Source organism: Mastigocladopsis repens PCC 10914, assembly GCF_000315565.1.
Classification (GTDB): Bacteria; Cyanobacteriota; Cyanobacteriia; order Cyanobacteriales; family Nostocaceae; genus Mastigocladopsis; species Mastigocladopsis repens.
The window spans coordinates 3,306,696-3,332,327 of record NZ_JH992901.1 but is presented as its reverse complement, the minus strand read 5'-3'; the positions used below and the strand labels follow the sequence as shown (position 1 = coordinate 3,332,327).

Annotated in this window: 26 protein-coding genes and 2 tRNA genes; 8 read left to right on the top strand and 20 right to left on the bottom strand. The window is 41.4% G+C overall.

Annotated features, from left to right (window positions below; genetic code table 11):
• Window positions 1-33: 33 nt before the first annotated feature.
• The 15 genes from MAS10914_RS0117040 to murA all read right to left on the bottom strand — a co-directional run bounded on the left by MAS10914_RS0117040 (window position 34) and on the right by murA (window position 14,974).
• Window positions 34-1,092 carry a polysaccharide pyruvyl transferase family protein gene (locus MAS10914_RS0117040; protein WP_017317159.1) on the bottom strand — a complete coding sequence of 353 codons (1,059 nt, stop codon included), beginning with the start codon at window positions 1,090-1,092 and terminating at the stop codon, window positions 34-36.
• A gap of 28 nt (window positions 1,093-1,120) precedes the next feature.
• Complete coding sequence (locus tag MAS10914_RS30385) at window positions 1,121-1,825, bottom strand: TylF/MycF/NovP-related O-methyltransferase (RefSeq protein WP_017317158.1); 705 nt, start codon at window positions 1,823-1,825, stop codon at window positions 1,121-1,123.
• A 331-nt stretch (window positions 1,826-2,156) separates the two neighbouring features.
• Window positions 2,157-3,428 (bottom strand): ABC transporter ATP-binding protein, encoded by a 1,272-nt coding sequence (locus MAS10914_RS0117030; RefSeq protein ID WP_017317157.1) that lies wholly within the window; start codon window positions 3,426-3,428, stop codon window positions 2,157-2,159.
• A gap of 15 nt (window positions 3,429-3,443) precedes the next feature.
• Window positions 3,444-4,271, bottom strand: coding sequence for an ABC transporter permease (locus MAS10914_RS0117025; RefSeq protein WP_017317156.1), 828 nt, complete (start codon window positions 4,269-4,271; stop codon window positions 3,444-3,446).
• A 260-nt stretch (window positions 4,272-4,531) separates the two neighbouring features.
• Window positions 4,532-5,431, bottom strand: coding sequence for a dTDP-4-dehydrorhamnose reductase (gene rfbD / locus MAS10914_RS0117020; RefSeq protein WP_017317155.1), 900 nt, complete (start codon window positions 5,429-5,431; stop codon window positions 4,532-4,534).
• Complete coding sequence (rfbC, locus tag MAS10914_RS0117015) at window positions 5,428-5,973, bottom strand: dTDP-4-dehydrorhamnose 3,5-epimerase (RefSeq protein ID WP_017317154.1); 546 nt, start codon at window positions 5,971-5,973, stop codon at window positions 5,428-5,430. The genes rfbD and rfbC overlap by 4 nt, the downstream gene beginning before the upstream one ends.
• On the bottom strand, window positions 5,970-6,926 hold the full coding sequence (gene rfbA, locus MAS10914_RS30380) for a glucose-1-phosphate thymidylyltransferase RfbA (RefSeq protein ID WP_017317153.1): 957 nt from the start codon (window positions 6,924-6,926) through the stop codon (window positions 5,970-5,972). The genes rfbC and rfbA overlap by 4 nt, the downstream gene beginning before the upstream one ends.
• A 56-nt stretch (window positions 6,927-6,982) precedes the next feature.
• On the bottom strand, window positions 6,983-8,098 hold the full coding sequence (locus MAS10914_RS0117005) for an RRXRR domain-containing protein (RefSeq protein ID WP_017317152.1): 1,116 nt from the start codon (window positions 8,096-8,098) through the stop codon (window positions 6,983-6,985).
• A gap of 258 nt (window positions 8,099-8,356) precedes the next feature.
• Window positions 8,357-9,439: a dTDP-glucose 4,6-dehydratase gene (gene rfbB, locus MAS10914_RS0117000; RefSeq protein WP_017317151.1), complete on the bottom strand. Its 1,083-nt coding sequence runs from the start codon at window positions 9,437-9,439 to the stop codon at window positions 8,357-8,359.
• A 385-nt stretch (window positions 9,440-9,824) separates the two neighbouring features.
• Window positions 9,825-10,640, bottom strand: a complete 816-nt coding sequence (locus MAS10914_RS0116995) for a WecB/TagA/CpsF family glycosyltransferase (RefSeq protein ID WP_017317150.1) — start codon at window positions 10,638-10,640, stop codon at window positions 9,825-9,827.
• A gap of 410 nt (window positions 10,641-11,050) precedes the next feature.
• Window positions 11,051-11,371, bottom strand: a complete 321-nt coding sequence (locus tag MAS10914_RS32170; RefSeq protein WP_017317149.1) for a hypothetical protein — start codon at window positions 11,369-11,371, stop codon at window positions 11,051-11,053.
• A 638-nt stretch (window positions 11,372-12,009) separates the two neighbouring features.
• The gene (locus tag MAS10914_RS0116985; RefSeq protein ID WP_156818177.1) at window positions 12,010-12,213 is read right to left on the bottom strand and encodes a hypothetical protein; all 204 of its coding nucleotides are present in this window, start codon (window positions 12,211-12,213) and stop codon (window positions 12,010-12,012) included.
• A gap of 280 nt (window positions 12,214-12,493) precedes the next feature.
• Window positions 12,494-12,577 (bottom strand) — tRNA-Leu (locus tag MAS10914_RS0116980).
• Window positions 12,556-13,431 (bottom strand): M48 family metallopeptidase, encoded by an 876-nt coding sequence (locus MAS10914_RS32900; RefSeq protein WP_026082611.1) that lies wholly within the window; start codon window positions 13,429-13,431, stop codon window positions 12,556-12,558. The genes MAS10914_RS0116980 and MAS10914_RS32900 overlap by 22 nt, the downstream gene beginning before the upstream one ends.
• A gap of 148 nt (window positions 13,432-13,579) precedes the next feature.
• Entirely contained in the window at window positions 13,580-14,974 is a 1,395-nt protein-coding gene (gene murA, locus MAS10914_RS0116970) for a UDP-N-acetylglucosamine 1-carboxyvinyltransferase (RefSeq protein ID WP_017317147.1), read from the bottom strand.
• 278 nt (window positions 14,975-15,252) lie between these two features.
• Between murA and MAS10914_RS0116965 the strand changes: the two genes are divergently transcribed.
• Window positions 15,253-15,334 (top strand) — tRNA-Leu (locus tag MAS10914_RS0116965).
• A 64-nt stretch (window positions 15,335-15,398) separates the two neighbouring features.
• Window positions 15,399-16,181, top strand: a complete 783-nt coding sequence (locus tag MAS10914_RS0116960) for a TrmH family RNA methyltransferase (protein ID WP_026082610.1) — start codon at window positions 15,399-15,401, stop codon at window positions 16,179-16,181.
• Window positions 16,182-16,210: 29 nt separating this feature from the next.
• Here MAS10914_RS0116960 and MAS10914_RS0116955 read toward each other — a convergent pair whose 3' ends face one another.
• Both MAS10914_RS0116955 and MAS10914_RS0116950 read right to left on the bottom strand, forming a co-directional pair.
• A complete protein-coding gene (locus tag MAS10914_RS0116955; protein ID WP_017317145.1) occupies window positions 16,211-16,630 on the bottom strand; it encodes an acyl-CoA thioesterase in 420 nt (139 codons plus the stop codon).
• Between the two features lie 61 nt (window positions 16,631-16,691).
• Window positions 16,692-16,940: a hypothetical protein gene (locus tag MAS10914_RS0116950; protein ID WP_017317144.1), complete on the bottom strand. Its 249-nt coding sequence runs from the start codon at window positions 16,938-16,940 to the stop codon at window positions 16,692-16,694.
• Between the two features lie 609 nt (window positions 16,941-17,549).
• Between MAS10914_RS0116950 and MAS10914_RS0116945 the strand changes: the two genes are divergently transcribed.
• Entirely contained in the window at window positions 17,550-17,867 is a 318-nt protein-coding gene (locus MAS10914_RS0116945) for a hypothetical protein (RefSeq protein WP_017317143.1), read from the top strand.
• A gap of 719 nt (window positions 17,868-18,586) precedes the next feature.
• Window positions 18,587-19,513: an S-layer homology domain-containing protein gene (locus MAS10914_RS0116940; RefSeq protein WP_017317142.1), complete on the top strand. Its 927-nt coding sequence runs from the start codon at window positions 18,587-18,589 to the stop codon at window positions 19,511-19,513.
• Window positions 19,514-19,607: 94 nt separating this feature from the next.
• Here MAS10914_RS0116940 and MAS10914_RS0116930 read toward each other — a convergent pair whose 3' ends face one another.
• Window positions 19,608-20,378, bottom strand: a complete 771-nt coding sequence (locus MAS10914_RS0116930) for an SDR family oxidoreductase (protein WP_017317141.1) — start codon at window positions 20,376-20,378, stop codon at window positions 19,608-19,610.
• A 13-nt stretch (window positions 20,379-20,391) separates the two neighbouring features.
• On the opposite strand from MAS10914_RS0116930, the gene MAS10914_RS36650 reads away from it, so the two are divergent.
• Together MAS10914_RS36650 and MAS10914_RS0116920 are read left to right on the top strand one after the other, a co-directional pair.
• A complete protein-coding gene (locus MAS10914_RS36650) occupies window positions 20,392-20,601 on the top strand; it encodes a helix-turn-helix domain-containing protein (protein ID WP_017317140.1) in 210 nt (69 codons plus the stop codon).
• A 293-nt stretch (window positions 20,602-20,894) separates the two neighbouring features.
• Complete coding sequence (locus tag MAS10914_RS0116920; RefSeq protein ID WP_017317139.1) at window positions 20,895-21,407, top strand: DM13 domain-containing protein; 513 nt, start codon at window positions 20,895-20,897, stop codon at window positions 21,405-21,407.
• A gap of 173 nt (window positions 21,408-21,580) precedes the next feature.
• Here MAS10914_RS0116920 and MAS10914_RS0116915 read toward each other — a convergent pair whose 3' ends face one another.
• Window positions 21,581-21,910: a hypothetical protein gene (locus tag MAS10914_RS0116915; protein WP_017317138.1), complete on the bottom strand. Its 330-nt coding sequence runs from the start codon at window positions 21,908-21,910 to the stop codon at window positions 21,581-21,583.
• A gap of 537 nt (window positions 21,911-22,447) precedes the next feature.
• Between MAS10914_RS0116915 and MAS10914_RS0116910 the strand changes: the two genes are divergently transcribed.
• Window positions 22,448-22,900, top strand: a complete 453-nt coding sequence (locus MAS10914_RS0116910; RefSeq protein WP_017317137.1) for an Hsp20/alpha crystallin family protein — start codon at window positions 22,448-22,450, stop codon at window positions 22,898-22,900.
• A gap of 496 nt (window positions 22,901-23,396) precedes the next feature.
• On the opposite strand, the gene MAS10914_RS0116900 is transcribed toward MAS10914_RS0116910, so the two are convergent.
• Complete coding sequence (locus MAS10914_RS0116900; protein ID WP_017317135.1) at window positions 23,397-24,302, bottom strand: alpha/beta fold hydrolase; 906 nt, start codon at window positions 24,300-24,302, stop codon at window positions 23,397-23,399.
• 432 nt (window positions 24,303-24,734) lie between these two features.
• Here MAS10914_RS0116900 and MAS10914_RS0116890 point away from each other — a divergent pair, with 432 nt between their 5' ends.
• The gene (locus MAS10914_RS0116890) at window positions 24,735-25,568 is read left to right on the top strand and encodes a DUF2382 domain-containing protein (RefSeq protein ID WP_017317133.1); all 834 of its coding nucleotides are present in this window, start codon (window positions 24,735-24,737) and stop codon (window positions 25,566-25,568) included.
• The last annotated feature ends 64 nt before the right edge of the window (window positions 25,569-25,632 follow it).

The following is a 25,632-nucleotide window of genomic DNA, read 5'->3' as shown; positions in this document are numbered from 1 at the left end:
AGCTTGCCAGCTTGATTAACGTAACCGCTTTTCTCAGGCTACTTTACTTATAAACTGTTTGAATTGAGACTTCCAAGCATTGATAGCATCAATGTCTATTTGAATATTTGTGTTATGAGGTTCATCAATCCATTTACTCATATAGTCAAAATCTGCTCGACTCACTGTTGGAAGTCCAGTTTCCTTGGCTATTTCTTTAGCTCTGTTATCTATTGCTATAATGAGTGACCTTCTTTTTGAAAGAAGGCATTTGATTCCACCATGTAGTCTTGTACCAATGTAATCGAATTGAATTTGGGAATTAAGAAGATTTTCAAAAGCTTGTATTGAGTGTTCTAGAACTAACACAGGAAACCTAGTATCGGAAATGAGGCTAGAAATTTGATTTATAGCACTCTTGCCTAACACAATAGTTGGGAAATCAGTAACAGAAAGCAAATCACAAACATATTGCATATCACCTCTACCTTGTGACCATATAAAAACTTTTTTGTATTTCGATAATGCTAATTCAAGCAATTTTCTGTCCAAATCTGGTTCTTTTGAGTAATCAGTAAGCATCACCAGTGCATTTTCAGATTTCTCCTGCGGAATTTCCTTAGATTCAATATGCCTAATTGGCCACATGGTTGGACATCCTGTATTAATCACATTTTTAATGCCTATGGTCTGGAGTTGCATCTTGGTATAGTTATCCCTAACTGAGTGAAACAGCCTGTTTGATAGCACAGTTTTCAAAGAAAGGCTAGTATAAAAATCTGGTGTCTGTTCATAGCTTCTCCAGCCAACACCCAATAAAACAGCTCTTCTTATTTGCATTTTTTGCTTCAATAATATCATCCACTGCCTCTGCTCTTTCATTCGCCAATGTAAGAGATTAGTGCCTCCAACTAATATGAAAGAGCATTTACGGGCAAGATTAATGTGTTCCTGTGTTGGGTAAGTATGTGTAGCAATACGTATGATTTCGCAATTTCCAAACAAGCTATTTATTTCCCGATCAACAGCTTCTTGAATAATCAAATCCCCTAAATTGGCACTAGGAGTACCATTATTGTTTTCAAGACCAGGGTCAAACAAGCAAATTTTCATGATTTACTACTTATGAACAACAACGTTACTATCTTTTTATGATATGTAATCGGCTCTTTTGGATAAACTGATAGTTATCCTTTTTCTTATGGAAATACTCATCAACTGCTTTTCTACAACCAGACCAGTGCTGGTAGTCATCAATAACTATAGTTCCACCATTTACTAAGTATGGTTCAATTCTTTCTAAACAAACCCAGACAGAATCAAACCAATCACAATCAATATGAGCTAAAGCAACAGGAGAGTTAATTGTTAGAGTATCTTCATAAAGTCCTTTAACAAAATGTATGTTATTCTCACTTATTTCAAATCCAAAATTTTTAAATTGTTGCACAATTTTGTCATAAAGATTTTCTTCATAACCATAATATAACTGGTTTCCAAGTCCTACAGAATTACCACTTGCAATTTCCTTGTAGCGTTCATGAATATCTTCATCATCCTTTTCTGAAGGAGGAGGAATCATGCCAAAGACATCATAAATGTAAAACTGTCTATCCTTATTTTTTGCACTTGCAAGAGCTATGGCAGAACCACCCAAGGCACAACCAGTCTCAATCATTATTCCATCTATATGGTTTTTTTCATTATTAATAGCAACTTTAACAAGGTCAAGAATTGCGTCCTTTTCTATATAAGTTAAATTGTTCTTTATAACCCCTTCAACTGTGCTTAAGATATTTTTATTTCCAAGTTTTATATGTTTAGAGAAAAAGTTAACTATTTTCATGAAAATTCTCCGTATTTAATTATACTTTCTGTCTCGCATTTTTTTGAAGATAACTCTTGTTAAAGACAATATGAATTTTTAAGCTTCTTTTGGTCAGTTCAGAAAATTTTCAATCTTTGTACTGCTACTTGAAGCATGGCTAAATGTCCCATATTAGAGAGATGATAGCCACTTTGATCAATTAGAATCTTCATGGAGACAGTTTGATTTTATATGCTAATTAAGTTTATTCAGGAGCAGAAATGTTGAATACTAATACAAAGCTTTACATAGTTAGTTCAAGTAACTATAAAAAGCCTAAATTAGTCAACATAACATCATTCTTTTGAGTTTACCCAGCGAGACTCCATCGATGCGGTATGCAAACACTTCCGTACCCGCTTCCCATATCTACAGGACGACCTCTTAATTGCCCTTGCTCAACTTCCAAAATAGCGGCTGCTTCTACATGATCTTGTAGCTCTCCATCACTAGTAATTGCAACATTCATCCGGTAGCGACCAGGAACAAGTAAGAACTCACCAATTTCGCAGATCAGCTTCATTCCCAGTTCTGGAATATTTACATCCTCCTCACTGTGCGTAGCACTATTGAAGTTTGCAACAGCTTGACCATGTTGGTCGTAAAGGGTGAAATTACATGACATTCCCGGTATCATACTAGTAACATGGAAAACAAAACGTGCAGGACGACCTGTTGCTAAAGTTGTTGATGAATGATCTCCTCCTGTGGAAATCTCTACCTTAGTCAGTCGCACTTGTCCTTTGCCTCTCCGGTCAGTTCGCTCCAACAGGTTTTGTGAAGCAGATTGTTCTAACGTTGTTAAATAAATGCTTACCCCTTCAGATGCCGAAGTATCAGCAAAAACAGTGCCTTGTTTCAAAAAAAGCCCTCTGTTACAGAGTTTCTGTAATATTCCCAAGTTGTGGCTGACAAACAATATTGTTCTGCCTTGTTTGCCGACATCTTCCATTTTTCCCAAACACTTTTTCTGGAACTGAACGTCTCCTACTGCTAATACTTCATCCACGATTAAGATATCTGGATCTAAATGGGCTGCTACTGCAAATGCAAGGCGCACATACATTCCGGAGGAATAACGCTTTACTGGGGTATCTAAAAACTTTTCAACTTCTGAAAACGCCACAATTTCATCAAACTTTCTTTTAATGTCTGCTTTGCTCATGCCTAGAATTGCACCATTGAGAAAAACATTCTCTCGACCCGTCAACTCTGGGTGAAAACCTGTACCAACTTCCAATAAACTTGCCATCCGTCCCTTAATCGTTATCTTTCCCTTGGTCGGCTCGACAATCCGGCTTAATATTTTGAGCAAAGTCGATTTTCCTGCACCGTTGCGACCTATAATACCAACCGTGTCGCCCTGCTTAATCTCAAACGATAGATCCTTCAACGCCCAGAACTCTTCACGGTTTGGGTTAAACGTCTTCTTACCAGAAGGCTTCAATAATTTCTTACCAAAAGACTTTGCTCCATCTGCGATGGCGTCACGCAAGGAATTATAGCTACCGCTCCCTGTTTTCTGGTGACTCAGGAGGTACTTTTTACTGAGATTTTCAACTTTAATGACTGTATCAGACACGTCATCCACTCCTTGCTAAATGATGTCAGCGAATTTGCGTTCCGTCTTGCGGAAATACCAGATTCCGGTCACAAACACTAGAGCAACCAGTCCTAGAGACAGCGCAAACCCCGGCAAGTAAATACTTGTCTGTCCTTTCAAAATTGCCCAACGGAAGCCATCAATGACCGCAACCATTGGGTTTATCGAGTAGAGTAACCGCCACTCCTCTGGTACAATGCTGCTGCTAAACCCCACGGGTGAGATGTATAACCCAAACTGGACAATAAACGGCACAATGAAGCGAAAATCTCGATACTCTACATTTAACGCTGCCAACCACAACCCTGCTCCAATTGCCGCTAGAAAGGCAATTAAAATAAATATTGGCAGAGTGAGAATACGCCAGTCTGGCACAAAGTTGTACCATGCCATCAGTGCCAGCAGAATCATCCCAGAAATCATAAAGTCTACAAAGCTAACAATCACTGCACTAGTCGGCACAATCAACCGAGGAAAGTAGACTTTAGAAACCAGGTTAGCGTTATTAATTAAGCTGTTGCTACACTCACTCAAAGCGCCGGCAAAAAACTGCCAAGGTAACTGCGCTGCGTAGACCATAATTGGGTAAGGGACATCACCTTCAGACGGCAACTTAGCTATGGTACTAAATACGACTGTGAACACAATCATTGTCAAAAAAGGTCGGATCAGTGCCCATGCAAGTCCGATCGCGGTCTGCTTGTAGCGCACTAAAATGTCACGCCATGCAAGAAAGTAGAACAGTTCCCGGTATGTCCACAAGTCTTTCCAATACTGCTTCTCAGCCCGACCTGCCTCGATTGTCAGTTGTTTTGTGCTCATCTACTTACCTGTATGTTTCATTTATTTAGTTTAGATAATACGTGATTGTTTGCAGCCAAAATACCCGAAGTCTAAGAGAAAATACTGTTATTATCCTTTTCTTATTTCTTTACACCCATATTAGTATCAGGAAGTATTTGTATCTTTTTTACATCTTCATCTAATCTTTAAAATATATTTTTAATAAAATTCCTGCCAGTTATCTGACAGCCATGTATAACAAGAAGTCGCGCTCATTACCATGACATTTATGATGAAGGTCAGGAACCAAGCACCAACTCTAAATTTCTTTGCCAGCTAGGAAAAACTAGCCCAAATGTACTAGAGATTTTCTGAGTATTTAATGAGGAATAAGCTGGTCTTGTCGCTGGGGTTGGATATTGCTCTGACGGTATTGCTACCAATTTTTCTAACTTATATTCACTGCGTTTAGAGTCATATTCAAAAATCGCTTTTGCAAAGCCATACCAACTCGTCTGACCAGTAGCTGTTAGATGGTATACCCCACTGTTACTGCTTAAAAAAATCATCAAATCTTTTTTGCCTTGAGACAAGATTTGTGCTGTAGATTCAGCAATCATTCTGCTCCAGGTTGGAGATCCCACTTGGTCATCCACAACTCTTATCTCTTCACGCTCCCGCGCCAATTTCAGCATCGTCAGCAGAAAGTTTTTACCTCTTAATCCATAAACCCAACTTGTTCTTAGGATCAAATGAGGTAGACCAACTGCTTGAATTGCCTTTTCACCAGCTAATTTTGTTTTCCCGTAGATATTTTGTGGGTCAGGCTCATCTTGCTCTGTATACGGCGTCGCCTGATTACCGTTAAACACATAATCTGTTGAGTAATGAATGACTCCTGCACCAATCAGCTTGGCTTCTTCTGCAATCACACCTGGTGCAGTCCCATTGACAGCCATTGCTAATTCAGGTTCTGACTCTGCCTTATCCACAGCAGTGTATGCAGCTGCATTTATAATTAAGTCAGGCTGAACTTCACGAATGACATTACGAATAGTGTCAGGCTGAGACAGATCCATACGTAGGCTTGTGGTGGACACTTCACGTCCCGCAGGAATGACTTGACCAAGAGTCATCAAACTGCGTTGCAGTTCCCAACCAACTTGACCTGTGCTACCTGTCAAAAGTATTCTGGTCACGTAAACACCTCTGCCTCTTTCAGTCGCTTACCCGCTCTGTCTTTATTGGAGAGAATGGGTTCTTCTGCAACAGGCCAAGCGATCGCTAAATCAGGGTCGTTCCACAAGATGGTACGTTCATACTCTGGTGCGTAATACTCTGTTGTTTTATAAATTACCTCTGTATATTCGGAAAGTACTAAGAAACCATGAGCAAAGCCTGCTGGTATCCAAACCTGCTGCTTGTTCTTGGCGTTGATTTGAATACCAATCCATTGACCGAAGTATTGAGAACTAGTCCTTAAGTCCACAGCGACATCAAACACTTCACCAACCACAACTCTCACTAATTTGCCTTGAGGTTGCTTAATTTGATAGTGGAGACCACGTAGTACATTCTTAGTTGAGTGAGAATGGTTGTCTTGCACGAAGTGTTCTACAATATTTGCCTTTTCTCTCAAAACTCGTTCATTGTAGCTTTCGTAAAAAAAGCCACGTTCATCTTCAAAAACTCGTGCTTCAATCAGCAATATATCAGGAATCGCAGTTTTTGTAACCTTCACGATGCTACCCTCTCAGTTTCTGCCAATTCCTGCTTGACGCCTGCTGATGCAACCCAATCCATCTGCTGAACCTGAACAGTATGAAGATCACTACTTATGATGTCCAATAGGTAACGCCCATAGCTGCTCTTGGCTAGTGGTGTGGCAAGTTGGTAGAGTTGATCTGCATCAATATATCCTTTGCGGTAAGCAATTTCTTCGATACAAGCTATTTTCAAGCCCTGGCGTTGTTCCAAGGTTTGAATAAAGCTAGCAGCCTGGTGAAGTGATTCATGAGTACCAGTGTCCAACCAGGCATAGCCTCGACCTAAAATCTCGACTTTCAGTTGCCCGCGACTCAGATAAACCTGGCTCAATTCGGTAATTTCTAGCTCATTACGAGCTGAGGGTTGGAGTTGGGCTGCAATTTCACAAACTTGAGAATCATAGAAATAAATACCAGGCACAGCATAGTTAGATTTAGGAATGCTTGGCTTTTCCTCTAGACTTATCACCTGCCCCGTTGCATCAAATGAAATTACTCCATAGTACTGAGGTTCAGCGACTTGATAACCGAAAATAAGTGCGCCCTCCTGCAATTGAACTGCACGAGCCAGCACCTCAACTAGACCATGCCCATAGAAAAGGTTATCGCCTAAAATTAGGCATACGGAGTCGTCACCAACAAAATCTTTGCCTAGGATGAATGCCTGTGCTATGCCTTCAGGTTTTGGCTGCTCAACATAGCTAAACTTGAGACCCCACTGACTACCATCCTGCAAAAGTTGCTGAAATAGGGGCAGATGAGCGGGTGTAGAGATGATGAGGATTTCGCGAATCCCAGCAAACATCAGAGTGGACAAGGGGTAGTAGATCATCGGCTTATCGTAGACAGGCATGAGTTGTTTGCTGACCACTTGAGTCAGCGGGTACAACCGTGTCCCAGAACCGCCAGCTAAAATAATGCCCTTCATCTTGTTTCCACGAGAGACCCCGCCTTCAGCGAAGCAAGGCGGGGAGGGATAGTGGGTCAAACCGACTCCTTCAACGGGAGGAGGTTTGACAATCTCCGAGTTGACAGCACGATTAACCCCGTGCTTCGCTGTATCAATCGGACTTTCTTAGCAGTGAATTGTCCAAGACGCTTCCAGGACGCATCACTTACAGAAACTTGTTTTTCGGTATCGCCACTCACCCATCCACAAAAAGTTTTAGCTCCTTGGGTGGCTTCGACGTAATCACCTTTCCGAAATCCGTGACGAGTTACGGTCCCGCCATACTTGCGCCTCACTCCGCCTTTTGCCGGAACCATGAGGTGTAGTTGACGACTTGAAACAGGTGGGCGCTTAACAATAACAAATTGGGAGGGAGTGATATTGATTTGACCTTTCCAACCCATACCGTTAATTGACGTTATTCCGTACTTAACCCAACGGCTAGCCGCAATTGTGACACCATCTACTGCGTGAGTTTCTGGTGTTTGGCGTGACTTGTCTTGTTTGTCTTTGGGCAATCCTAACTGTTTACGCAAGTTAGAAGTTTCCCACCCCTGAATAGTTGACGGCTCAATACTGAATTGCTTTTCTACTTGTTTACGTAACCATAATTGCCCAACCATGACAGGGCTAAATCCTTTGTCCCCTCGTGCCATAACACGTTCAACAATGATGCCTTGAACTGGATAAAGCTTGACTATTTCGCTCAATACCCGTAGTTCAAGCGTTTTGTTAGCACGAATACTAGGAGGAACTTTCTTTTGTTTGCGGTTATCAAATCGTGCTTGACGATGAGCGCGTTGAATATATGGCAACTTGCGGTTGATGCGTCTCCCTCTACGACCACGTCGCATCATCGCTCTTTGCTCCATTCTGTCTTTTACGGTTTTGAATGGTAAGACAAGGTGCAACATCAGCAACGTGAATCTGGAAGATTGGACGCCAACCCCAGAGTAAAGCTTGCCAGGGTCTAGTCCAATAACAATAGGTTGAGTCTTGGTATTGCTTGGTTCAACGGTTAACTGTACGTAGAATACGCCTAGCTTTGACCATTTTTTGATTGCTTTACTATCCTTTATCCAACGTCTAGCACGACTAGGAGTCGTAGGCATGAGTGGTTTGCCACCTTTTGAAATTACCGGAATTCGCATTTAAGATAATTCTCCTTTCAGAGTTGATGTCCCCTCGCCCAACTAACTACAGATGTCTTGGCAAGGGCCCGACGACCTAACAAAAGGTCTTAAAGTATTTCCAAACTGGGGAAGTATTTGGAAGTTTTAACCGCAGTTAGTCTCAGTGGGCTATTCAACACTTGCGTTGCTAAGTTTGTTCTTAGCAATCCCCGTCCTCAGCCGTTAGGCAGGGCGGGGTAGTTGAAGATTCACTCCAACAGATAGGTCGGTATCTCGTTAGTTTGATAATACTGCTTCCCTATCTCCATAGTTGTGCATAATCCATTGTGCGTAGGCACCTGATTGGACTTGCTCAACCCAAGTCGGATTGCTTAGATACCAATGAATGGTTTTCAACAAACCACTCTCAAAGTTCTCCTTTGGCTGCCAACCCAATTCTGAGCTAATTTTGCTACAATCAATAGCATATCGCCGATCATGACCGGGGCGGTCTTTCACATAAGTAATCAGAGAAGAGTGGCGAAAGTCGGGTTTAGGAGCTAACTCATCTAAGATTGCACAAATTTTCTCAACGACTGTTAGGTTTTTCTGCTCGTTGTTACCACCAATATTGTAAGTTTCTCCAATACGGCTGTGTTTCAAAACTATGTAGAGGGCTTCGCAGTGATCAACGACATACAGCCAGTCTCTGATATTTTGTCCATCACCATAGATTGGTAGAGATTTACCATTTAAAGCATGGAGAATCATCAGGGGAATTAGTTTTTCGGGGAACTGGCGTGGACCGTAGTTGTTAGAACAGTTGGTTATTAAAGTGGGGAGACCATAGGTATGAAAGTAAGCTCGTACAAGATGATCAGACCCTGCTTTTGATGCAGCATAGGGACTGTTGGGAGCGTATGGGGTATCTTCTCGAAAGGCTGGATCTGTTGAACCGAGTGAGCCGTATACTTCATCGGTGGACACATGCAAGAAACGGAACTGCTCTCGCTTCTGGGGGGATAATTTTTCCCAGTAGGCTCTACTCGCTTCCAAAAGTTGGAATGTTCCTACTACATTTGTTTGAATAAAATCTTGGGGGCTGAGAATTGAGCGGTCAACATGGCTCTCAGCAGCAAAGTTGATAATTGCGTCAGGTTGGTATTGCTCTAAAACATGATGTAACAGTTGAATATCACCAATGTCTCCACGGACAAAATGATATCCAGAATCGTCCTGCAACTGAGCTACAGTTTGAGGATTGCTCGCATAGGTCAACTTATCGAGATTGATAATGTTTGCCCATTGTTCTTGTCTAGCTTTCAGAATGAAGTTAGAACCGATAAAACCAACTCCGCCAGTTACCAAAAAAGTTTGCATCTTCTCGAGTTTGTTCTTAACAATACAAGATAGGTAATATAAAAATTACCTTTTGAGTTGTCAAAATCTAGCGGTCTTGATCGTTTTTGTTCTTCTAGTTCCTTCCTTCAGAAATCTTTGTCTTCAGTAAGTATTCCTTCCTAGTTTAACTTTAAGCCACCTAAATTGCTACAAGGTTCAACTAAGCATTTGTTGATAAGGTATAATTAGATGCGCCCCTGATGAGAAATGATCTTGGTATTTCCTCGTAAGATATCCTATCGGATTCTTTCAAAGATTTTCCTGCATAGCAGGACATTTCCATCAAAAGATATACTGATACTACTTTGGACTTTGATTCAAAAAAATAATGACTGGAAACTCTTAAATCAGCACAATCACCAATCTAATTCTTCCATCCCAAGTACCGTTCGCGAATATGAAATGGCGTACTGATAAAAGAAGTTGACGTCAACAGTTGCTTAAAAGCCAACCAGATAAACGGTGGAATAGTCTTTGTATAACGACCCCAAAGACGACGGGGTTCTTGTATCCACCGATAAAGCCATTCCAAACCTAACTCTCGTACCATGCGGGGTGCTCTTTTATGGATTCCTGCATACACAGGAAAAGCACCACCCAACCCAATCATCACAGCCTGGATTTTATCTTTGTGTTGAGCCATCCAACTTTCTTGCTTTGGACATCCCAAAGAGACAAACACTAAACCCGCGCCACTGGAGTTAATTTTTTGAATCAATGCATCATCTTCGGTTGAAGTCAGGGGACGGAATGGCAAGGGTTCCATAGCTGCAATTTTCAGATTGGGAAATTCCTGTTCCAACCTTTCTTTCATGCGAGAAAGAATTTCTGTTTGAGAACCCACGAAATAAAGGCTGACATTCAGTTTTTGAGCAAGCGCACATGATGCCTGTAAAACATCCATGCCTGCTACGCGGTCTTGGTATTTAGCTCCTAAAAGCCTCATCATCCACACGAGAGGCATACCATCAGGAGTGACAAGATCCGCATTTTTTAAAACAGTACCAAAGTCTGGATTCCAATAAGCCTCCATCAGCATATGTACGTTAGCGATACATATAGTCTTACTCTCGTGGGCACTAGCCCACCTCAACATTGTTTGTATCTGTTCGTCAAAGCGTAAGGCAGTAATCGGAAAATCAAGAACTCTTTGAGTAGGTAGAAAAGCTCTTCCTACCATAAAGTCACTCCTTGTGTTTAACAGAGAACAAAACATCTTCTAGACCATACCAGAGAATGAAGGTGTCAGATTATATTTCTGACTTGCTTCAACTTTCGGTTAACGGTCGCAAGTTAACACATGGAGATGCAGTAGCTTTTACAGTAAATCGCTCAATTCCCTGGTATTAATTCATTCACATTAGCCTGTATAGCAATTTACTCTAAAAAACAGCATTCTTATCTTTTTTTTTGCAATCTTTACATTAACTTCATATCACTTTTGATTTTTTTTATATAAGCCTTAATAAAACGAAATCAATATCTATTCAGTAAAAAAATGAAGTCTGTTCAGCAAAGTTACAGACAATGAAGCTGACAAATCTTGAGGTTTGAAGAGTGCGAATGAAAATTGTAATTGAAGATACTTTTTTAGTAAAATGCCTCAAAAGACTGCTTTATGAAGCAAGCAACGCTCTTCATATAACTTTCATAAACTGTGTGATGGGCAATCACAGACTTGGCTTTTGCTTGGGATAAAAGGAAAAAATAAGGGGGAAGATTAAATTTTCTTCCCCCTGGCTTCTCTTTATTACTATTGTTTGGTTTTGTACTATCTGGGTTATTACCCTCCTTGAGTTTCTTCCGAAGCATTTGCTGCTGTTTCTTAAGTTGTCTCTGTCTTGCAGAACCGCCTTTACCCTTGTCATTCCGACCTTCTCGCCGGGGAGACTCCCATCTTTTGAGTCGCATAGCGCTTTTCTTTTCTTGCTTTCAGAAATTAAACAATAGGTAGATAATCCAACCTCTCTTACTATAAAGATCGAGAGGTATTTTTCCTGGTCAATAATGTTGTCTATCTCTATTATAGTTCTTAGTTATTCTGTCGTCAAACATGGATAAGAAGAATGCCTGAATTTGTACAGATTTAACGTTCATTACCTAAACAGCACGCCGAAATACGCTACAACATCTACATAATTTACTCACAATCCAGAATAAACAATAACCCTGTACTTCTTTTGTCACAGTTCACAGAGGAGATAATCTTAATTCATTTCTAACAAACAAAAGTATTCTTCAATTTTGAAACTTCTAGCCTTTTACTTGGGGCTATTCTCGTTTTTAACGTTTGTCATCTGAGTCTTTCTTATCAGTAATAGTACTGAGGTTTACATACTCTTTACACTCCTTACAAGGAGTCATCATATCTCAACGGTTATCCGGAATGAGATGTATAAATCTCAAAAAAAAATACATAAAAATCTTTAATGAAGATAATCCTTACTAGAAAAAGTTTTGACTCTGCTTACCGTAAAGTTCCCAGCCCAATTTAGCCTTCAGGCAAGCTATATTTTCTATTTATAGTTGAAACAATGTCTATAGCAGTCCTAAATCATAAGCCCTACGGGCACGCTACGCGAATGTGAGAAACCACTAATGATGATTGCTTCGGGTATCTCCTCCCCAGAGGCTGCGCCTATGCCTGCGGCACGCTTTGCGCTTACGCCAGTCGCCGTGACAGTTGGAAACCAACTCGGCTGCGCTGGCTTACTAAGGACAGGTTTCTCCTGTCCCAGACGCTGCGCTAACACGAAAAATCTCACAATTCAAATAGGATTGCTATAGTAGTCGCTCTGTGATGGGCAATTATTCAATTTGTGGAGATAAAAAGATGATTGCGTGCTACTTAATAGAGTTGCACGGGGTCAAGAATTTGTTCTTTAACTACCAAGATTATTTGGAGTCAGTAGATTGGCTGTATAATTTTCTTCAGTTTGCTAATTTTATAATATGTAGAAACTTGCCATGGTATGTCTCTACCCATTTCTTCTGGCACGTTTCTACATATAACCTATAGCGCCTTTACAACAGTGGGCAGGAGGAGAATCGAACTCCTATGACCGCAAGGTCGCCACATTTTGAGTGTGGTGCGTCTACCAGTTTCGCCACCCGCCCTTGGTAGCACTCTCGCTATTATACTCTATTTTGTGATTTTGCAACAACTTTTGATATTCTTGGCTGCTTGCCCAGCGATCAATTTCTCTTGCCCTTAGGACTGGCACTGGATGAGTTAACTGAGCCGTTCGAGCAGTTTTGACCATCTCACCCAGTTCGGTCTTGCTAATATCATCATAAGCACGAGCTTGGGCAATAAAAGCCTCCAGGTTGAGTTGCGGTGCTAAGGTAGGCGAACCCCCAGCAAGTTTCATCAACACTGACATGACAACTTTGGGGTTTTGAGTTGCTAACAATGCTGCGCGATCGCACGTAAACTCTGCACAGCGTACCCATTCTAAAAGTTGTGCTTGTATTGCTTGAGCAAGAAACGCTCCGACGGTGGGCACCACTGCCGCAGCTAAGATTAATATATTTACTGGAGTCAGGTAAACGCTGTGGTCACACTTGAGGTGTCCCAATTCATGGGCAATCACCGCCTGAATTTCTTCTGGTTCGAGCATATCAATCAGGGAAGTGTGTACCACAATAAAAGGCTGTTTTCCCCGCATAGCAAAGGTGTAGGCATTGGGAGCCGGATGCTGTCTAATATAAAGCTGGGGTGGTTCTATATCCAGTATTTTGCAGGCTTCTAACAACAGCCGATGCAGATGGGGCAGTTGTTTTTCACCGACAAGAACGCTAGAAGCGATGTTTTCCACATAGAAAACCTGCTCCGCCAACGGTCCCAAGACATTTCGCACCATCATATCCAAGCCAGGGAGGCGCTTGAGTGCTTTGGTTGCCTCTAGGTCTAGCGGATGACGAAATGAATCTGCTTTGAGACCAATCAGTTGAGTGTTGTACGGTAACATGGCGAAGGAAGCTGGGGAAATAATGGAATTGTGATAGATGGGACTGATTTTAGAACCGCCCCACACAAACAGTATAGCTATAGCAACAGGACAAGGAAGAAATACCTTCCTTGTCCTGTTGCTTTTATAGTGTTTTTGTACTTACCTACTAAGTAGATATTGACGCTTGCGGATTGATTGTGCTGGGAGCAGCTTCTGTCTTTGTCGCTGTTACCGACACGCGCTGAATTCTAGCTCCCAATTGCTGCAACTTGGCATCAAGTCTATCGTAGCCCCGATCTAGGTGACGCAGTCCCTGAATAATAGTTTTGCCTTCTGCTGCTAGTCCTGCCAAAACTAATGCAGCTGATGCCCGTAAATCTGTACCTAGTACGGGTGCGCCCGACAACATCGGCACTCCCCGAACAAAGGCAACGTTGCCTTTAACGCGAATATCTGCCCCCAAGCGATTTAACTCTGAGGCATGGCGCAAACGATTCTCAAACACAGATTCATTAATCACACTGTCGCCTTCGGCAAGTGTCAGCAAAGCCATAAACGGCGCTTGCATATCTGTGGGGAAGCCAGGATGGGGCAAAGTTTCAATATCAGTTGCCCTCAGTGTTTCTGCCCTCAGGGTGCGTAAGCAGTCAGCTGCTTCCTGTATAATTGGCACTCCAATATCTCGGAGCTTGGCAATTATCGGTAGCAGATGATCTGGCACGACTGGCGAGAGGGTAAGCTCTGAACCGGTAATTGCTGCTGCCACCAAAAACGTGCCTGCTTCAATGCGATCGGGAATAATGCTATATTCAGTGGAGTGCAACTTTGGAACACCAACGATTGTAATCGTACTGGTTCCGGCACCGTATATTTTTGCTCCCATGGCGATACAGAAATTCGCCAAATCGACAACTTCTGGTTCGCGTGCAGCATTTTCGATAATGGTTTCGCCCTCTGCAAGGGTAGCCGCCATCATTAGAGTTTCTGTGGCTCCTACACTAGGGAGATCCAAGTATATTTTTGCGCCCTTTAACCTGCGGCTGCTGCCAGGAACATAGGCATTACAAATGCCATGCTCAATCTGGACTTCAGCTCCCATTGCTTGCAGTCCTCGGACATGCAGATCCACTGGTCTTGCGCCAATGGCACATCCTCCCGGTAACGGCATCTGCGCGACTCCCAGCCGTGCCAGAATCGGACCAATGGCAAAAAAACTTGCCCTCAACTGGGTAACTAATTCATAAGGAGCCTTTGATGTTTTTATGTCGCTGGCATCAATGTCTAAGATGTCTCCGGTTTGTTGTAAGCTAACACCTAAAGCCGATAAAATCTGACCTATGCGTGTTACGTCTGCCAATAACGGCACGTTGCGGATGCGACATTCGCCTGAACATAGCAAGGCCCCAGCCATGATAACCAGTGCTGAATTTTTTGCCCCGCTAATTTTTACATGACCTTGCAAACGATGCCCACCCCATATTTGCAGGACTGAGGAGTCTGCTGTAGGAGAAGATTTAGCATCTGGTAAGCTGCCAGAAGGAATAATACGCCTACCCTCCAAAAAAAACTGTTGATTTTGTACGTTTGAGGTTGGTTTCGATTCTACACGATAGTTTTTGATTGTCTACATTTTTGCACGACATCTAACGTCGAGAAATTTCCTCACAGCAGGAGAGGACAACCTAAACCCATGCTGTACGGTGATTCGAGATTTTTGTCAAAAAAAAGTACTAAGTAAGGTGATAATCTCATTTAGATTTAGATCCTCTGAGAAATAATGCCTTGACACAATTAAATAATTGAGTCATAATCAGAGACGGTCAAGAAATAGAAATGTTCGCGGAACTGGCGGAATTGGCAGACGCGCTAGATTCAGGTTCTAGTGCCGCAAGGCTTCCGGGTTCAAGTCCCGGGTTCCGCATACAAGTACTGAGTCCTGAGTAAGAGCACAAATGGATACTCAGAAGTCAGAAATTAGGACTTTGATGCTAACAAGTTTACAAAATCCCCTGGTTAAGCAAATTCGCAAATTGCACTCCTCAAAAGAACGGCACAATCAGCAGTTATTTTTGTTGGAAGGAACGCATCTGTTAGAAGAAGCTTGTGCAGTAAATTACCCGTTAGAAGCGGTGTGTAGCACTCCAGAATGGCAAGATGCTCATCCTGTGCTGTGGGAAAAAGCTTGTGAACTTTGCGATCGCGCAGAAATTGTCAGTGAAGACATTTTAAAGGCGATCGCCACCACCGTGCAACCGGATGGGGTCGTCGCGACGGCAAAAAGGGGTTATCGCGTTGGGGAAGTGCCGTTTACTGGTATCGTGCTAGCATTGGAAACTGTACAAGATCCAGGCAACTTGGGTACGATGATTCGCACTGCTGCTGCTGCTGAGGCTTCTGGGTTATGGCTCAGTGAAGATAGTGTGGATTTAGACAACCCGAAAGTATTACGTGCTTCCGCTGGACAGTGGTTTCGCCTAGCAATGGCGGTGAGTTCTGATTTAAAAGCGACAGTACAGCAAAGTAGGCAAGCCGGAATGCAGGTTGTAGCAACTTTGCCCAGTGCGACTTTAACTTATTGGCAGGTAGACTGGCGTAAACCCAGTTTGATTTTGTTGGGCAATGAAGGTGCTGGTTTGTCGCCAGAGTTGACAGCGATCGCAGATTTGCAAGTGCAAATTCCTGTCTCTCCAAGAGTAGAGTCCTTAAACGTAGCAATTACCGCCGCTTTGATGTTGTACGAAGCGCAAAGGCAGAAAAATTATGAATGATAAAAAACTTAGAATTCATAATTCATCATTCATAATTTTGCCTGCTGTGTCTGCAAGAATTTCTCTAGCAATATATCAGGAATAGGTCGGGGGCGCATTGTCTTAGCGTCTACCCAGACCCATAGAGCTTCAGCGGTGACTAACAAATTATCTTGGTTTTGTTTGCGAATTTCATACTGCCGATAGGCACGGGTACCGCGCATTTCTTTTAACCAAGTGGTGACTTCCAGTGTGTCACCTGCTACTGCTGGGCGCAGATAATCAATTTCTACGCGTCGCATCACAAATACACCGCCTAGTTGCTGATAGACATCAAGGGTTAAACCCAAGTGTTCCGAGTGTTCAATTGCTGCCTGTTCTAGGTAGTTTTGGTAGACTGCATTGTTGACGTGTCCTAGAGCGTCCATCTCGTAGTGCCGAACTCGCAGTAGCGTCTTGAATAGTTGCATGGATGTCATTGCTGATAATTTGTGAGTCCCGAGGATTGCTGTACGGGAAGGCATTGCGCCCCTACTCGCCACTCCCTATTTTTGCAGAACACCATTGACCTATTGGTTCAATTCTCGCCTGCTGCATCAATTCCACAACTTGCGCTTGATTGCATCCGTAATTATTTGCTAACAATTCCTCGGCTTGATGTTTTGCCTCATCAGCAGACACACCAAAAGTCATTATTTCTTCCTCTTGATTTCCTGTTATCGTTTCAATTGGAATTACGCAGATAAATTGAGGTGTACCTAGTCTTATTTGTTGCACCATTTCTTGCTCACTGATTTAAACTAATAATCGTTGTCTAGTGTGAATAGACTCGTCATTTCTGATGTTAACCTATTAAGAATAAATCCGTGTAAATATTGTGTTTTTGTGTGCTCTATGTAAGATTGTAGAGTTTAAATCTTTGGGTTAAACAACTGCAAGAAAGCATTAAGAATTTTCTCAAAATCGCAAAATTAGGGAGTGTAAACGCTTACGTATGGGAAAATACCATTTAGAAGCAACAAATGTCTTTTTGGAAATTTTTCTTTTTTAAGCAAAGGAGTGCGCTTAGAGGAACGCATGCATCTGCGCTCCATGAATTTACTTAAATCTCAGTTACTTAGTCCTTGGAAGTGAGAAATGAACGCTCGCATTTCCAAGAACAAAATTAACATAACTGAGTTCAAGCTCGATTAGTGGCGTCTGGTAATAGCTCACTAAAAATCGGAGGGTGTAAAATGGCAGTCCGTAATAATTTTGTTACAAATTTGTGGCATAAATTACAAGAAGATTCTGTTAGTTGGGGGGCGTTAATACTGTGGGTTGTTGGATTAGTTGTACTACTCATAATAGTTACAATGTTTCCTACCACCTAGAACTGATGAATGCAGCATGAACCTTAGGATTTTAGTCACTGCTGTAGTACTAACTACTGCTGGCTTAGTGACTCCTGTGAAAGCTCAAGAAACCCCTAGTGCTAGCCCAGTTAAACCAAATCAAGTTCTCAATGCCTGTATCCAGAACCAGGCAGAAACCTTGCCTGTACCGTTTAGCGATGTTTCACCCAACCACTGGGCTTTCAAAGCTGTGATGACGATGCACTATTGTGGAGCTTTCCGTCAGGCAACGCCACCCGCTTTGGAACAACAGCTTAAACCCACACAAAGTCAGCAAGTACCCCAACAAGAACCAAAAACTGCTGTGAAGTAGTTTGTTACCAATTGAAGGGTAAAAAAACCCGGTTTCTTTCAGAAATCGGGTTTCTTTGTTTTGTATCTAAAAAATGCACCCTCAAGGGTACTCTCATAGCTTAGTTATCCCGACAATCATACTGATACGACATAAAAGTCCTTGGGATTCCTAAACTTCTTCCCGTTGGACATTCAGCCAAAACAACAAGGCAACACACATGCTTAAAAGAAACGGACACGGATTTAGTCCTCGCAACGGTGATAACTTTCCCCTAGGTGAATTTGCACCTACAGGTAAGTTTGGTAGGATGTTTCCAAAACTTCCTCACATATGGGGACGTTTACGATGGCAGATTTGTTGAAATTTGTTGGGGATCTAAATCCAATAGGCGATCGCTAAATAATACTAATTTTTAACAAGCGTTCATAGGATGCAAACGTTTTGCACAGTTAAGTGTAAAAGGTAAAAATATTTTACTTTTTACCTTTTTATTTTAAGAGAGAAGATGTGGAAGATATACATTGAAAACTATTATCTTCAATGTTTCTTTTATCTTACATAAAATTTTATAAAGTTATTTATAGCAAATTATTAGTCTTTTAAATTTTATTGATTTTGGTTGCATAGAAGCTGTTCTCTTTTTGTAGAGATATACCTTTAGATCAGCAGATAGATAAATGAATAACTGAAATTAATTAGCTTTATAAAAGCATCAGATGTATTCGGGGGCAGTTCTCATGAACAAGTTACTGTGGTTTTTATCGCTCAGTGTATCTTTAGCAACTTTATGTTTAGCCGTTCTTGCAGATGCACCGATAGGAACTTATGCCCAAACTTCAACGCCGACTACTTTTCCTGATGTTAAACCTAGTTATTGGGCGCAGCCATTTATTCAAGGTTTGGCTGAAAGAAATATTCTCAATGGATATCCTGATGGCACATTTCGACCACAACAGGTAGTCAATCGTGATGAGTTTGCTGCAATTATTAACAAGGCTTTTCAGCAACCACCAAGGAGGCAGATAGCAAGCGGTTCTGTCTATAAAGATGTTCCGGCTAACTATTGGGCTGCTCCTCCAATTAAGGCAGCCTATCAACAAGGATTTATGACTGGCTATCCTGGTGGTTTCTTCCGTCCAAATCAAGATGTCACTAAAGTTGAGGCAATAGTTGCTTTATCCAAAGGTTTGAATCTAGCTTCTAGCACTACCCCAGCAGCTACGACCCAAGCAACCAAACGACAAACAAAAAGGCGATTTGTGTTCTTCCCATTGGCGATAACAACCTTAATGCAGCCTCTTTTAATTCCTAGAGCCAATGCAACAGCCACACCTCCTAGTGCAGCAGCTCCACAAACCAGAAATAATCAGGCTGCAAATCTTAACCGTCCTGCGTCATTTATTATCACCAACTCATACGCAGATGCTAACAAGATTCCTCAATATGCTGTTGGTGATGTCGCAAGCGCAACCAAATCAAACATAGTGGTCAACTACCCGAACCGAAAAATTCTCAACCCTACTAAGCCTGCTACTCGTGGCGAGATTGCTGCCTTAATTTATCAAACAATGGTTGCTCAGGGAAGAGTAAAACCAATTGCTATCAATTTACCCGCTTATCAATACGTTGTTCGTCCTCAAAGTAGTAACAAAAATACTCAGTAGGAAATCCGTATCCAGATTTGCACCCTAAAAAAGCACTGGTGACACAATTGCTGCGGATTGGTGTGATTGCTGGTTTAGTGGGAATGGTGCTTATTTAGGAACCAAAGGCTAAAAACCCACCATCAACTGCAATACACTGTCCAGTAATATAAGTAGCTGTTGGCATACACAAAAACGCCACTAAACCTGCGACTTCCTCTGGTGTCCCAACTCTGTCCATTGGAGTGCGCGCTCGAACAGAGTTTAATACATCTGAATTGCTTAACAGAGGTTCAGTCAAAGGGGTGAGAATAAACCAGGGAGCAACGGTATTTACCCGAATTTGGTTTCCTGCCCATTCTACAGCTAAAGAACGAGTCAGTTGTACAAGCGCTGCTTTTGTCATCCCATAAGGTGCGCCTGTGCCAACCGAGGTTAACCCAGCAACCGAACCAACGTTAACAATGCTACTGTTGTCTGCGACTTTAAGCAAAGGGTAGGCAAGTCGGCACATTTCAAATGTAGAGGTTAAGTTGGTTTGAAATATATATTCATACTCTTGTTCTGTGTATTCCAGTGCCTTTTTGCGAATGTTGGTGCCAACATTGTTGACGAGGATATCTAATCCTCCTAAAGTTTGATTGACTTGTTCAATGATTGCCTGACGACCATCAGATATCGTAACATCTGCGCCAATTCCATGAGCTTTCCATCCTTGCAATTGCCAGTTTTCAAGCTGCTTGTTGACCGCTTGTGCATTTCTGGCAACAATCATAATCTCAGCACCAAGGGAAAGGAACTCTTGGGCGATCGCCAGTCCAATTCCCTTAGTTGCTCCGGTAATCAAGGCTTTTCTTCCTGTTAATGTCCAGCGGTTATTGTCCATTACATTTGTCCTGATGCAGTCACTTTTGAGTTATGGCTGGGTGCAGGGGCGCAAGGTAGGGTGTAAATTTGATTTTCCCTACACCCAGCTTGTACAATATCGCATTACTTGCATGAAAAGTAGGGGTGTCGCACAGCAAATGGAAATAACGCAGCCGACTATCAGCAACGAGATTGCAGACTTGGAAGAGTACTTGGACGTGCAGTTGCTTATTCATTATTAGCTTAGAAAGCTTGCCTAAAGTTATTTCTAAATTTCCTAATATTTATTGTTGGGTATATAGCTACTAAAATCAAAAATATTTTCTTGAAATATAATAATTAGTCTGATTTTATTTTAAGAGAAAACGTTATTCTTCAATTGATTTAAGCTCTTCTAAAAGATTTCTCATGAAATTTAGCGGTAATTCTCAGGAAAAACTCATACTAAACCAAAGCTAAAAAGTGAGAATAATTTTGTGCTTAAAACGTAGCAGCAGACAACGCTCAAATAATGTTGTTTTCATAGGTATTAGTTATGAATTTGAATAAGTTAGTACAACTAGGCGTTATTTCTTCTTTAGCTTGTTTTCTCTCAGTCGGTATAGTGAAAGCATTGACACCATCTGCCAAAATAGCAAATTCCTCAGTGACAACTGCTAATTCTGGTGTTCTTATCGCTCAAAAACAGCAGGTTGTTGCAGCATCTGGTACTTTTGTCAAAGCAGAACAGCCTACCTCTGGAACAGCGCGGATTGTTACAGAAAATGGGCAACGATACCTTGTACTGAATTCGGCTTTTCAAACAAGTAATCAAGGACCTGACTTACACGTTCTTCTAGACACATCTGAGAAGCCACCGATGAAGTATCAGAATTTTAGCAGCTATGTGAATCTTGGTAAACTGCAAAAATTTAACGGTGAACAACGCTACCCAATTCCTGCTGCCATCAACCTATCTAACTTCAAGTCTGTAGCTATCTGGTGCCGTATGGCTAATGCCACTTTCGGCTATGCCCCACTACGTGCTAGTAGTAGTGCAAGCAAATAGTAGATAGTAGCTTCTGCTCCTAATATTGCACCCCTAGGAAAGTGAAGTACCCTAAGTTCCGCAGCGCGTTGTACTTCACCTACTTGCAATGTGCTGTATTTAATCCGTAGACTGTGAAAGTGACTAAAAAAGTATGAGAATAAAGAATAAAATTTTCATCCTTTACTTTCATCTTATGACTTTTCTAATGACTTTTTATGACCACGACCATGAAATCGAGGGTGAACATTTTGTTGCTGGACATTAACTTGTTGAACATCTTGATTAATCTGATTTCCAGAACCTACAGCATCAGCTGATTGTGTCGCACCTTGAGAAGAACCTTGTTGTGGTTGATGCTTTCCTTTAGAGTTTCTCTGATTTTTCTGGACATTCAATTGAATGATATACTGGTTGATTTGGTTGTTGTCACCTGTAATAGTAGCTGTTTGGTTACTACCTTGAGTACTTGTTTGTTCGGCTCTAATTGGTAAAGAAAAAACTCCTAGTGCAGCTACAGACATTATACCTATCACAGATTTTCTTATCAGCATTCTTAATTGACCTCTGTTTTTAGTCAAGGCTTTTGTTACTATAATCTCATAAGTCGAAGACAAGTTTGTAATTTATTTGTATTTTTTTTATTCAAATTTTGAAATAAATTTAAATTTCTTATAAAGACTTTTATAAGAGTCAATAAAAATTGCATAAAGAATATTACAGGTATCTATATCTAGAGTTGAAAAGCTAAATTATTAATTCTTTTAGATCGACTGTAGTGCAATATCTCTACAGAGCCATGCCTAAAAAAATCTTATTTTAACTGTATTAACAGTTAACCAGCAATTCTGCTTAGAGATACAAGTAGAGTTTACTGAACCTGAGAAATTACAGTTAACCGTACATTCTATAGTACTGTTACTGTTTCGGTAATCATCATATTTGGAGTGATAAAAACCGAATTTACGCCTTTTTTAGTTCCGCATAACATAAGAATCAAAGCAAAGATTTAAATCTGCAATTGGTTGGTTGTACAAATACTACTTATACGAGGTAGAAACATGACATTAGTTCGTTTGAACCCCTGGCAAGAATTTAACGCAATGCAACGTCAATTCAACCGCTTATTTGATGAAGCTTTTGTACCAACTCAAGAATTGGACAGAAGCTTGATTAGAGTTCCTGCTGCTGAATTGCAAGAAACATCCGATGCGATTTATCTCAAGCTGGAAATTCCAGGAGTTGAAGCGAAAGACCTGGATGTGAAAGTGACAGAAAATGCGGTTTACGTTAGTGGTGAGCGCAAGTCAGAAACTAAAACTCAAGACAAAGGTGTAACCAAGAGCGAATTTCACTATGGTAAATTCCAACGTGTCATTCCGCTTCCTGCTCGCATTCAAAATACCAATGTCACCGCTGAATACAAAGATGGTATTCTCAATTTGACATTGCCCAAAACTGAAGCCGAGAAGAACAAAGTTGTCAAAGTTAATTTAGACCAAGCTGCTGCGTAATTAGACTACTACCGCCAGAGATTAGAATCTCTGACTATTAGCCTTGCATTTGTCAGCAGGTTTGACATTAAAACTCGATTGTTCACTAGCAATCGGGTTTTTTTATTGATAGCGATACTATTAAGTAAGTAAACTCAGGTAAGTACCTAACTGAAGAAGGTGAAGGACTTTCGCTTTACTAAACTATTCCTGTTTAATTATCAGTATTCCAATAAAACTGATTAGAAGCAGCCCACCAAAAAAAGAAATTACAGTTATGATAGGACTAAAAATCCAGTCAGACGTAAATATCCAGCAGAATAAGCAGGTTGCAAGAAACAGAACTACAATCAGCTGTATGGTTTTAAACAAATCCATACTTAAAACTTCTTGTGCAAATACAAATTAAACTAGTATCATAGCGTACTTTTTTGTGGCCTCTTACTACATCTAGCTTAAAGGAGAACTCAGGAAGTTAGGTTTACCTATTTATCTGTCCTAAGAAAGGGAAAGCTGTTCAAGCAGACTGCTCAAGTAAAGGCAAAAATTTCCTAATTAACCCAATAGTGACACCGGGAAGTTCCAGTTGGGGGGTAAAGCCTACATTGTCCAGATGATAAAAGATGCGAATCGCTTGAGGGTTCATTTCAGCAAGACGGCGACCGACTTCTGGTCCCGTGAATTCAGACTTTTGCCCCCAGATGATAGCACTAGGAACGGTCAATTGAGTGATATATTGAGACAAATCGAAGGATAAATCCCCACGCACAAAAGCAAGAGCAGCGTACTCTGCATTAAACTGTTGGGCAGATTGCAAATATGCCTCGACAATTTCAGGATAAACTCTTTCTGCACGGGCAAATTGACGTTGTTCCAGGTAGCTGCGAATGCCAAAACTACTAGCAACTCCAGTCATATAGAGCAATCGATCCACAACTGGGATGTTGACGATTTGAGCAGAGACGCTGCGTCTGTAGTCTTGTCCAAATTCAGCAAGACCTGCTGGTGTGGTCAAAATTAAAGATTTGAACAAATCGGGACGCATAATCGCAGCACGAATGGTAAAAGCAGCAGTTAGTCCAGAGGCGATCGCAGTAGTGGGAACATTGCACGTATTCTCTATAAACTCGATTATGCTCTTAATGTAGTCATCAGTGTGATAACTTCGGGCTGGATGGTCAGAGCGTCCCCACCCTATCAAATCTGGTGCTATGATTCGATAATCTGTGGCAAAAGCTGGATAAACTTTAGACCACTCGTAGGCAGAAGAACCGCCACCAAAGGCGTGTAGAAAAACTAATGTCTTATCGCTTGATTGCTCAACATTTGTATCAGACCACGGTTTGCCAACAGCAGTGTAGTACACCATTCTTCCGAGGGTGGTCATAGCATATTTCTCACCGAAACCAGGGGGTAAAAACATAGGTATACCTCTTGTACTCAATCATCTTCCAGATTTACGTAACCAGCTTGTTTGTTAAGACCGGGTATGGGATGTAAGGTGTAAGCAAATGTCTTGTTTTCAGACCAAATGGGCAGTTAATTCACTTTTTGTAGCGTTAATTTTACATAGGTAGTTTTGCTCTCTCCCAAAGATGCTCTTCCAAAACAGCCTTCGGGTTCATCATGAACATGAAGACCACTGCTAACAATAGTGTAACGTTTGTGCTGACAAGCTTGGTTAAAGCAGGAGCCATCAGGGTAATATTTAATATTATTGGAGCAGTAAAAATTAAGCTTGACCTAATAGATAGAAATTTTTTAAGAATTTTTCTCATTCAACAGAAGGATGAATAATTACTGAATATTCTTAACATAAAAGAGAAAGATAAGAAGAACGGTAGGAGAAAAATAGATGGCACTTGTAAAACTTGGAGACTTCTACCCTGATTATCGTGAAGAGGATTCCGATATTGATGACATCAAGAACTTTGATGTTTATGTAGAAGGAGATGAAAAAATTGGCTCAGTTTACGATGTCTTAGTCGATGAGCAAACGGGTCGATTCCGTTATTTCGTTGTAGACACAGGCTTATGGATTTTTGGCAAGAAAATCTTGCTCCCTGTTGGTCTTGCTAACATTGATCATAATGCAAGACGGATTTATGCCAATAGTCTAACCAAAGAGCAAACCAACAACCTGCCTAATTACGATAATCTGGAAAGGGTTGATTTCGACTATGAAGAGCAGGTGCGGGGTGCTTACCGTCCAATGGCTGCTACTTCTGAGATGAGCCAACCAACTTACGACCGGAATAGTTACAACTACGAGCACGAACCGTCACTGTACAACATTAATGAGCGCGATGGTCAAACCTTGAAGCTGTACGAAGAGCGGTTGATTACCAACAAACAGCGTCGCAAGAGTGGAGAAGTGGCGATCGGCAAACATATCGAAACGGAAACTGCTCGTGTTGCAGTCCCTGTTGAAAAAGAGCGTATCGTTATTGAACGTACAACTCCTACAAATGCTACACCAGTGAATCCAAGTGATGCCGACTTTCGTGAAGGTGAAGTAGCTCGCATGGAGATTTACGAAGAAACAGCTGATATCCACAAAGAGGCTGTTGTACGAGAAGAAGTCCGAGTCAAGAAGGTTGTAGAACACGAAACATCTGAAGCTACTGAGACTATTCGACGTGAAGAGCTAGACGTGGATGCCCAAGGTCTTCCAGTTGTAGAAAAGTAAGACTAGCACTTTAAAGGCTCACAAGCAAATTAATTATACAGCCTTAGCTGTGAGCCTTTAACGT

Bases quoted from the DNA above. Each gene is read 5' to 3' on its own strand.
- MAS10914_RS0117040 (WP_017317159.1), bottom strand. From the start codon at position 1,092: ATGAAAATTTGCTTGTTTGACCCTGGTCTTGAAAACAATAATGGTACT.
- MAS10914_RS30385 (WP_017317158.1), bottom strand. From the start codon at position 1,825: ATGAAAATAGTTAACTTTTTCTCTAAACATATAAAACTTGGAAATAAA.
- MAS10914_RS0117025 (WP_017317156.1), bottom strand. From the start codon at position 4,271: ATGAGCACAAAACAACTGACAATCGAGGCAGGTCGGGCTGAGAAGCAG.
- rfbA (WP_017317153.1), bottom strand. From the start codon at position 6,926: ATGAAGGGCATTATTTTAGCTGGCGGTTCTGGGACACGGTTGTACCCG.
- MAS10914_RS0117005 (WP_017317152.1), bottom strand. From the start codon at position 8,098: ATGCGAATTCCGGTAATTTCAAAAGGTGGCAAACCACTCATGCCTACG.
- rfbB (WP_017317151.1), bottom strand. From the start codon at position 9,439: ATGCAAACTTTTTTGGTAACTGGCGGAGTTGGTTTTATCGGTTCTAAC.
- MAS10914_RS0116995 (WP_017317150.1), bottom strand. From the start codon at position 10,640: ATGGTAGGAAGAGCTTTTCTACCTACTCAAAGAGTTCTTGATTTTCCG.
- MAS10914_RS32170 (WP_017317149.1), bottom strand. From the start codon at position 11,371: ATGCGACTCAAAAGATGGGAGTCTCCCCGGCGAGAAGGTCGGAATGAC.
- MAS10914_RS32900 (WP_026082611.1), bottom strand. From the start codon at position 13,431: ATGTTACCGTACAACACTCAACTGATTGGTCTCAAAGCAGATTCATTT.
- MAS10914_RS0116960 (WP_026082610.1), top strand. From the start codon at position 15,399: ATGCTAACAAGTTTACAAAATCCCCTGGTTAAGCAAATTCGCAAATTG.
- MAS10914_RS0116955 (WP_017317145.1), bottom strand. From the start codon at position 16,630: ATGCAACTATTCAAGACGCTACTGCGAGTTCGGCACTACGAGATGGAC.
- MAS10914_RS0116950 (WP_017317144.1), bottom strand. From the start codon at position 16,940: ATGGTGCAACAAATAAGACTAGGTACACCTCAATTTATCTGCGTAATT.
- MAS10914_RS0116945 (WP_017317143.1), top strand. From the start codon at position 17,550: ATGAACCTTAGGATTTTAGTCACTGCTGTAGTACTAACTACTGCTGGC.
- MAS10914_RS0116940 (WP_017317142.1), top strand. From the start codon at position 18,587: ATGAACAAGTTACTGTGGTTTTTATCGCTCAGTGTATCTTTAGCAACT.
- MAS10914_RS0116930 (WP_017317141.1), bottom strand. From the start codon at position 20,378: ATGGACAATAACCGCTGGACATTAACAGGAAGAAAAGCCTTGATTACC.
- MAS10914_RS36650 (WP_017317140.1), top strand. From the start codon at position 20,392: ATGCAGTCACTTTTGAGTTATGGCTGGGTGCAGGGGCGCAAGGTAGGG.
- MAS10914_RS0116920 (WP_017317139.1), top strand. From the start codon at position 20,895: ATGAATTTGAATAAGTTAGTACAACTAGGCGTTATTTCTTCTTTAGCT.
- MAS10914_RS0116915 (WP_017317138.1), bottom strand. From the start codon at position 21,910: ATGTCTGTAGCTGCACTAGGAGTTTTTTCTTTACCAATTAGAGCCGAA.
- MAS10914_RS0116910 (WP_017317137.1), top strand. From the start codon at position 22,448: ATGACATTAGTTCGTTTGAACCCCTGGCAAGAATTTAACGCAATGCAA.
- MAS10914_RS0116900 (WP_017317135.1), bottom strand. From the start codon at position 24,302: ATGTTTTTACCCCCTGGTTTCGGTGAGAAATATGCTATGACCACCCTC.
- MAS10914_RS0116890 (WP_017317133.1), top strand. From the start codon at position 24,735: ATGGCACTTGTAAAACTTGGAGACTTCTACCCTGATTATCGTGAAGAG.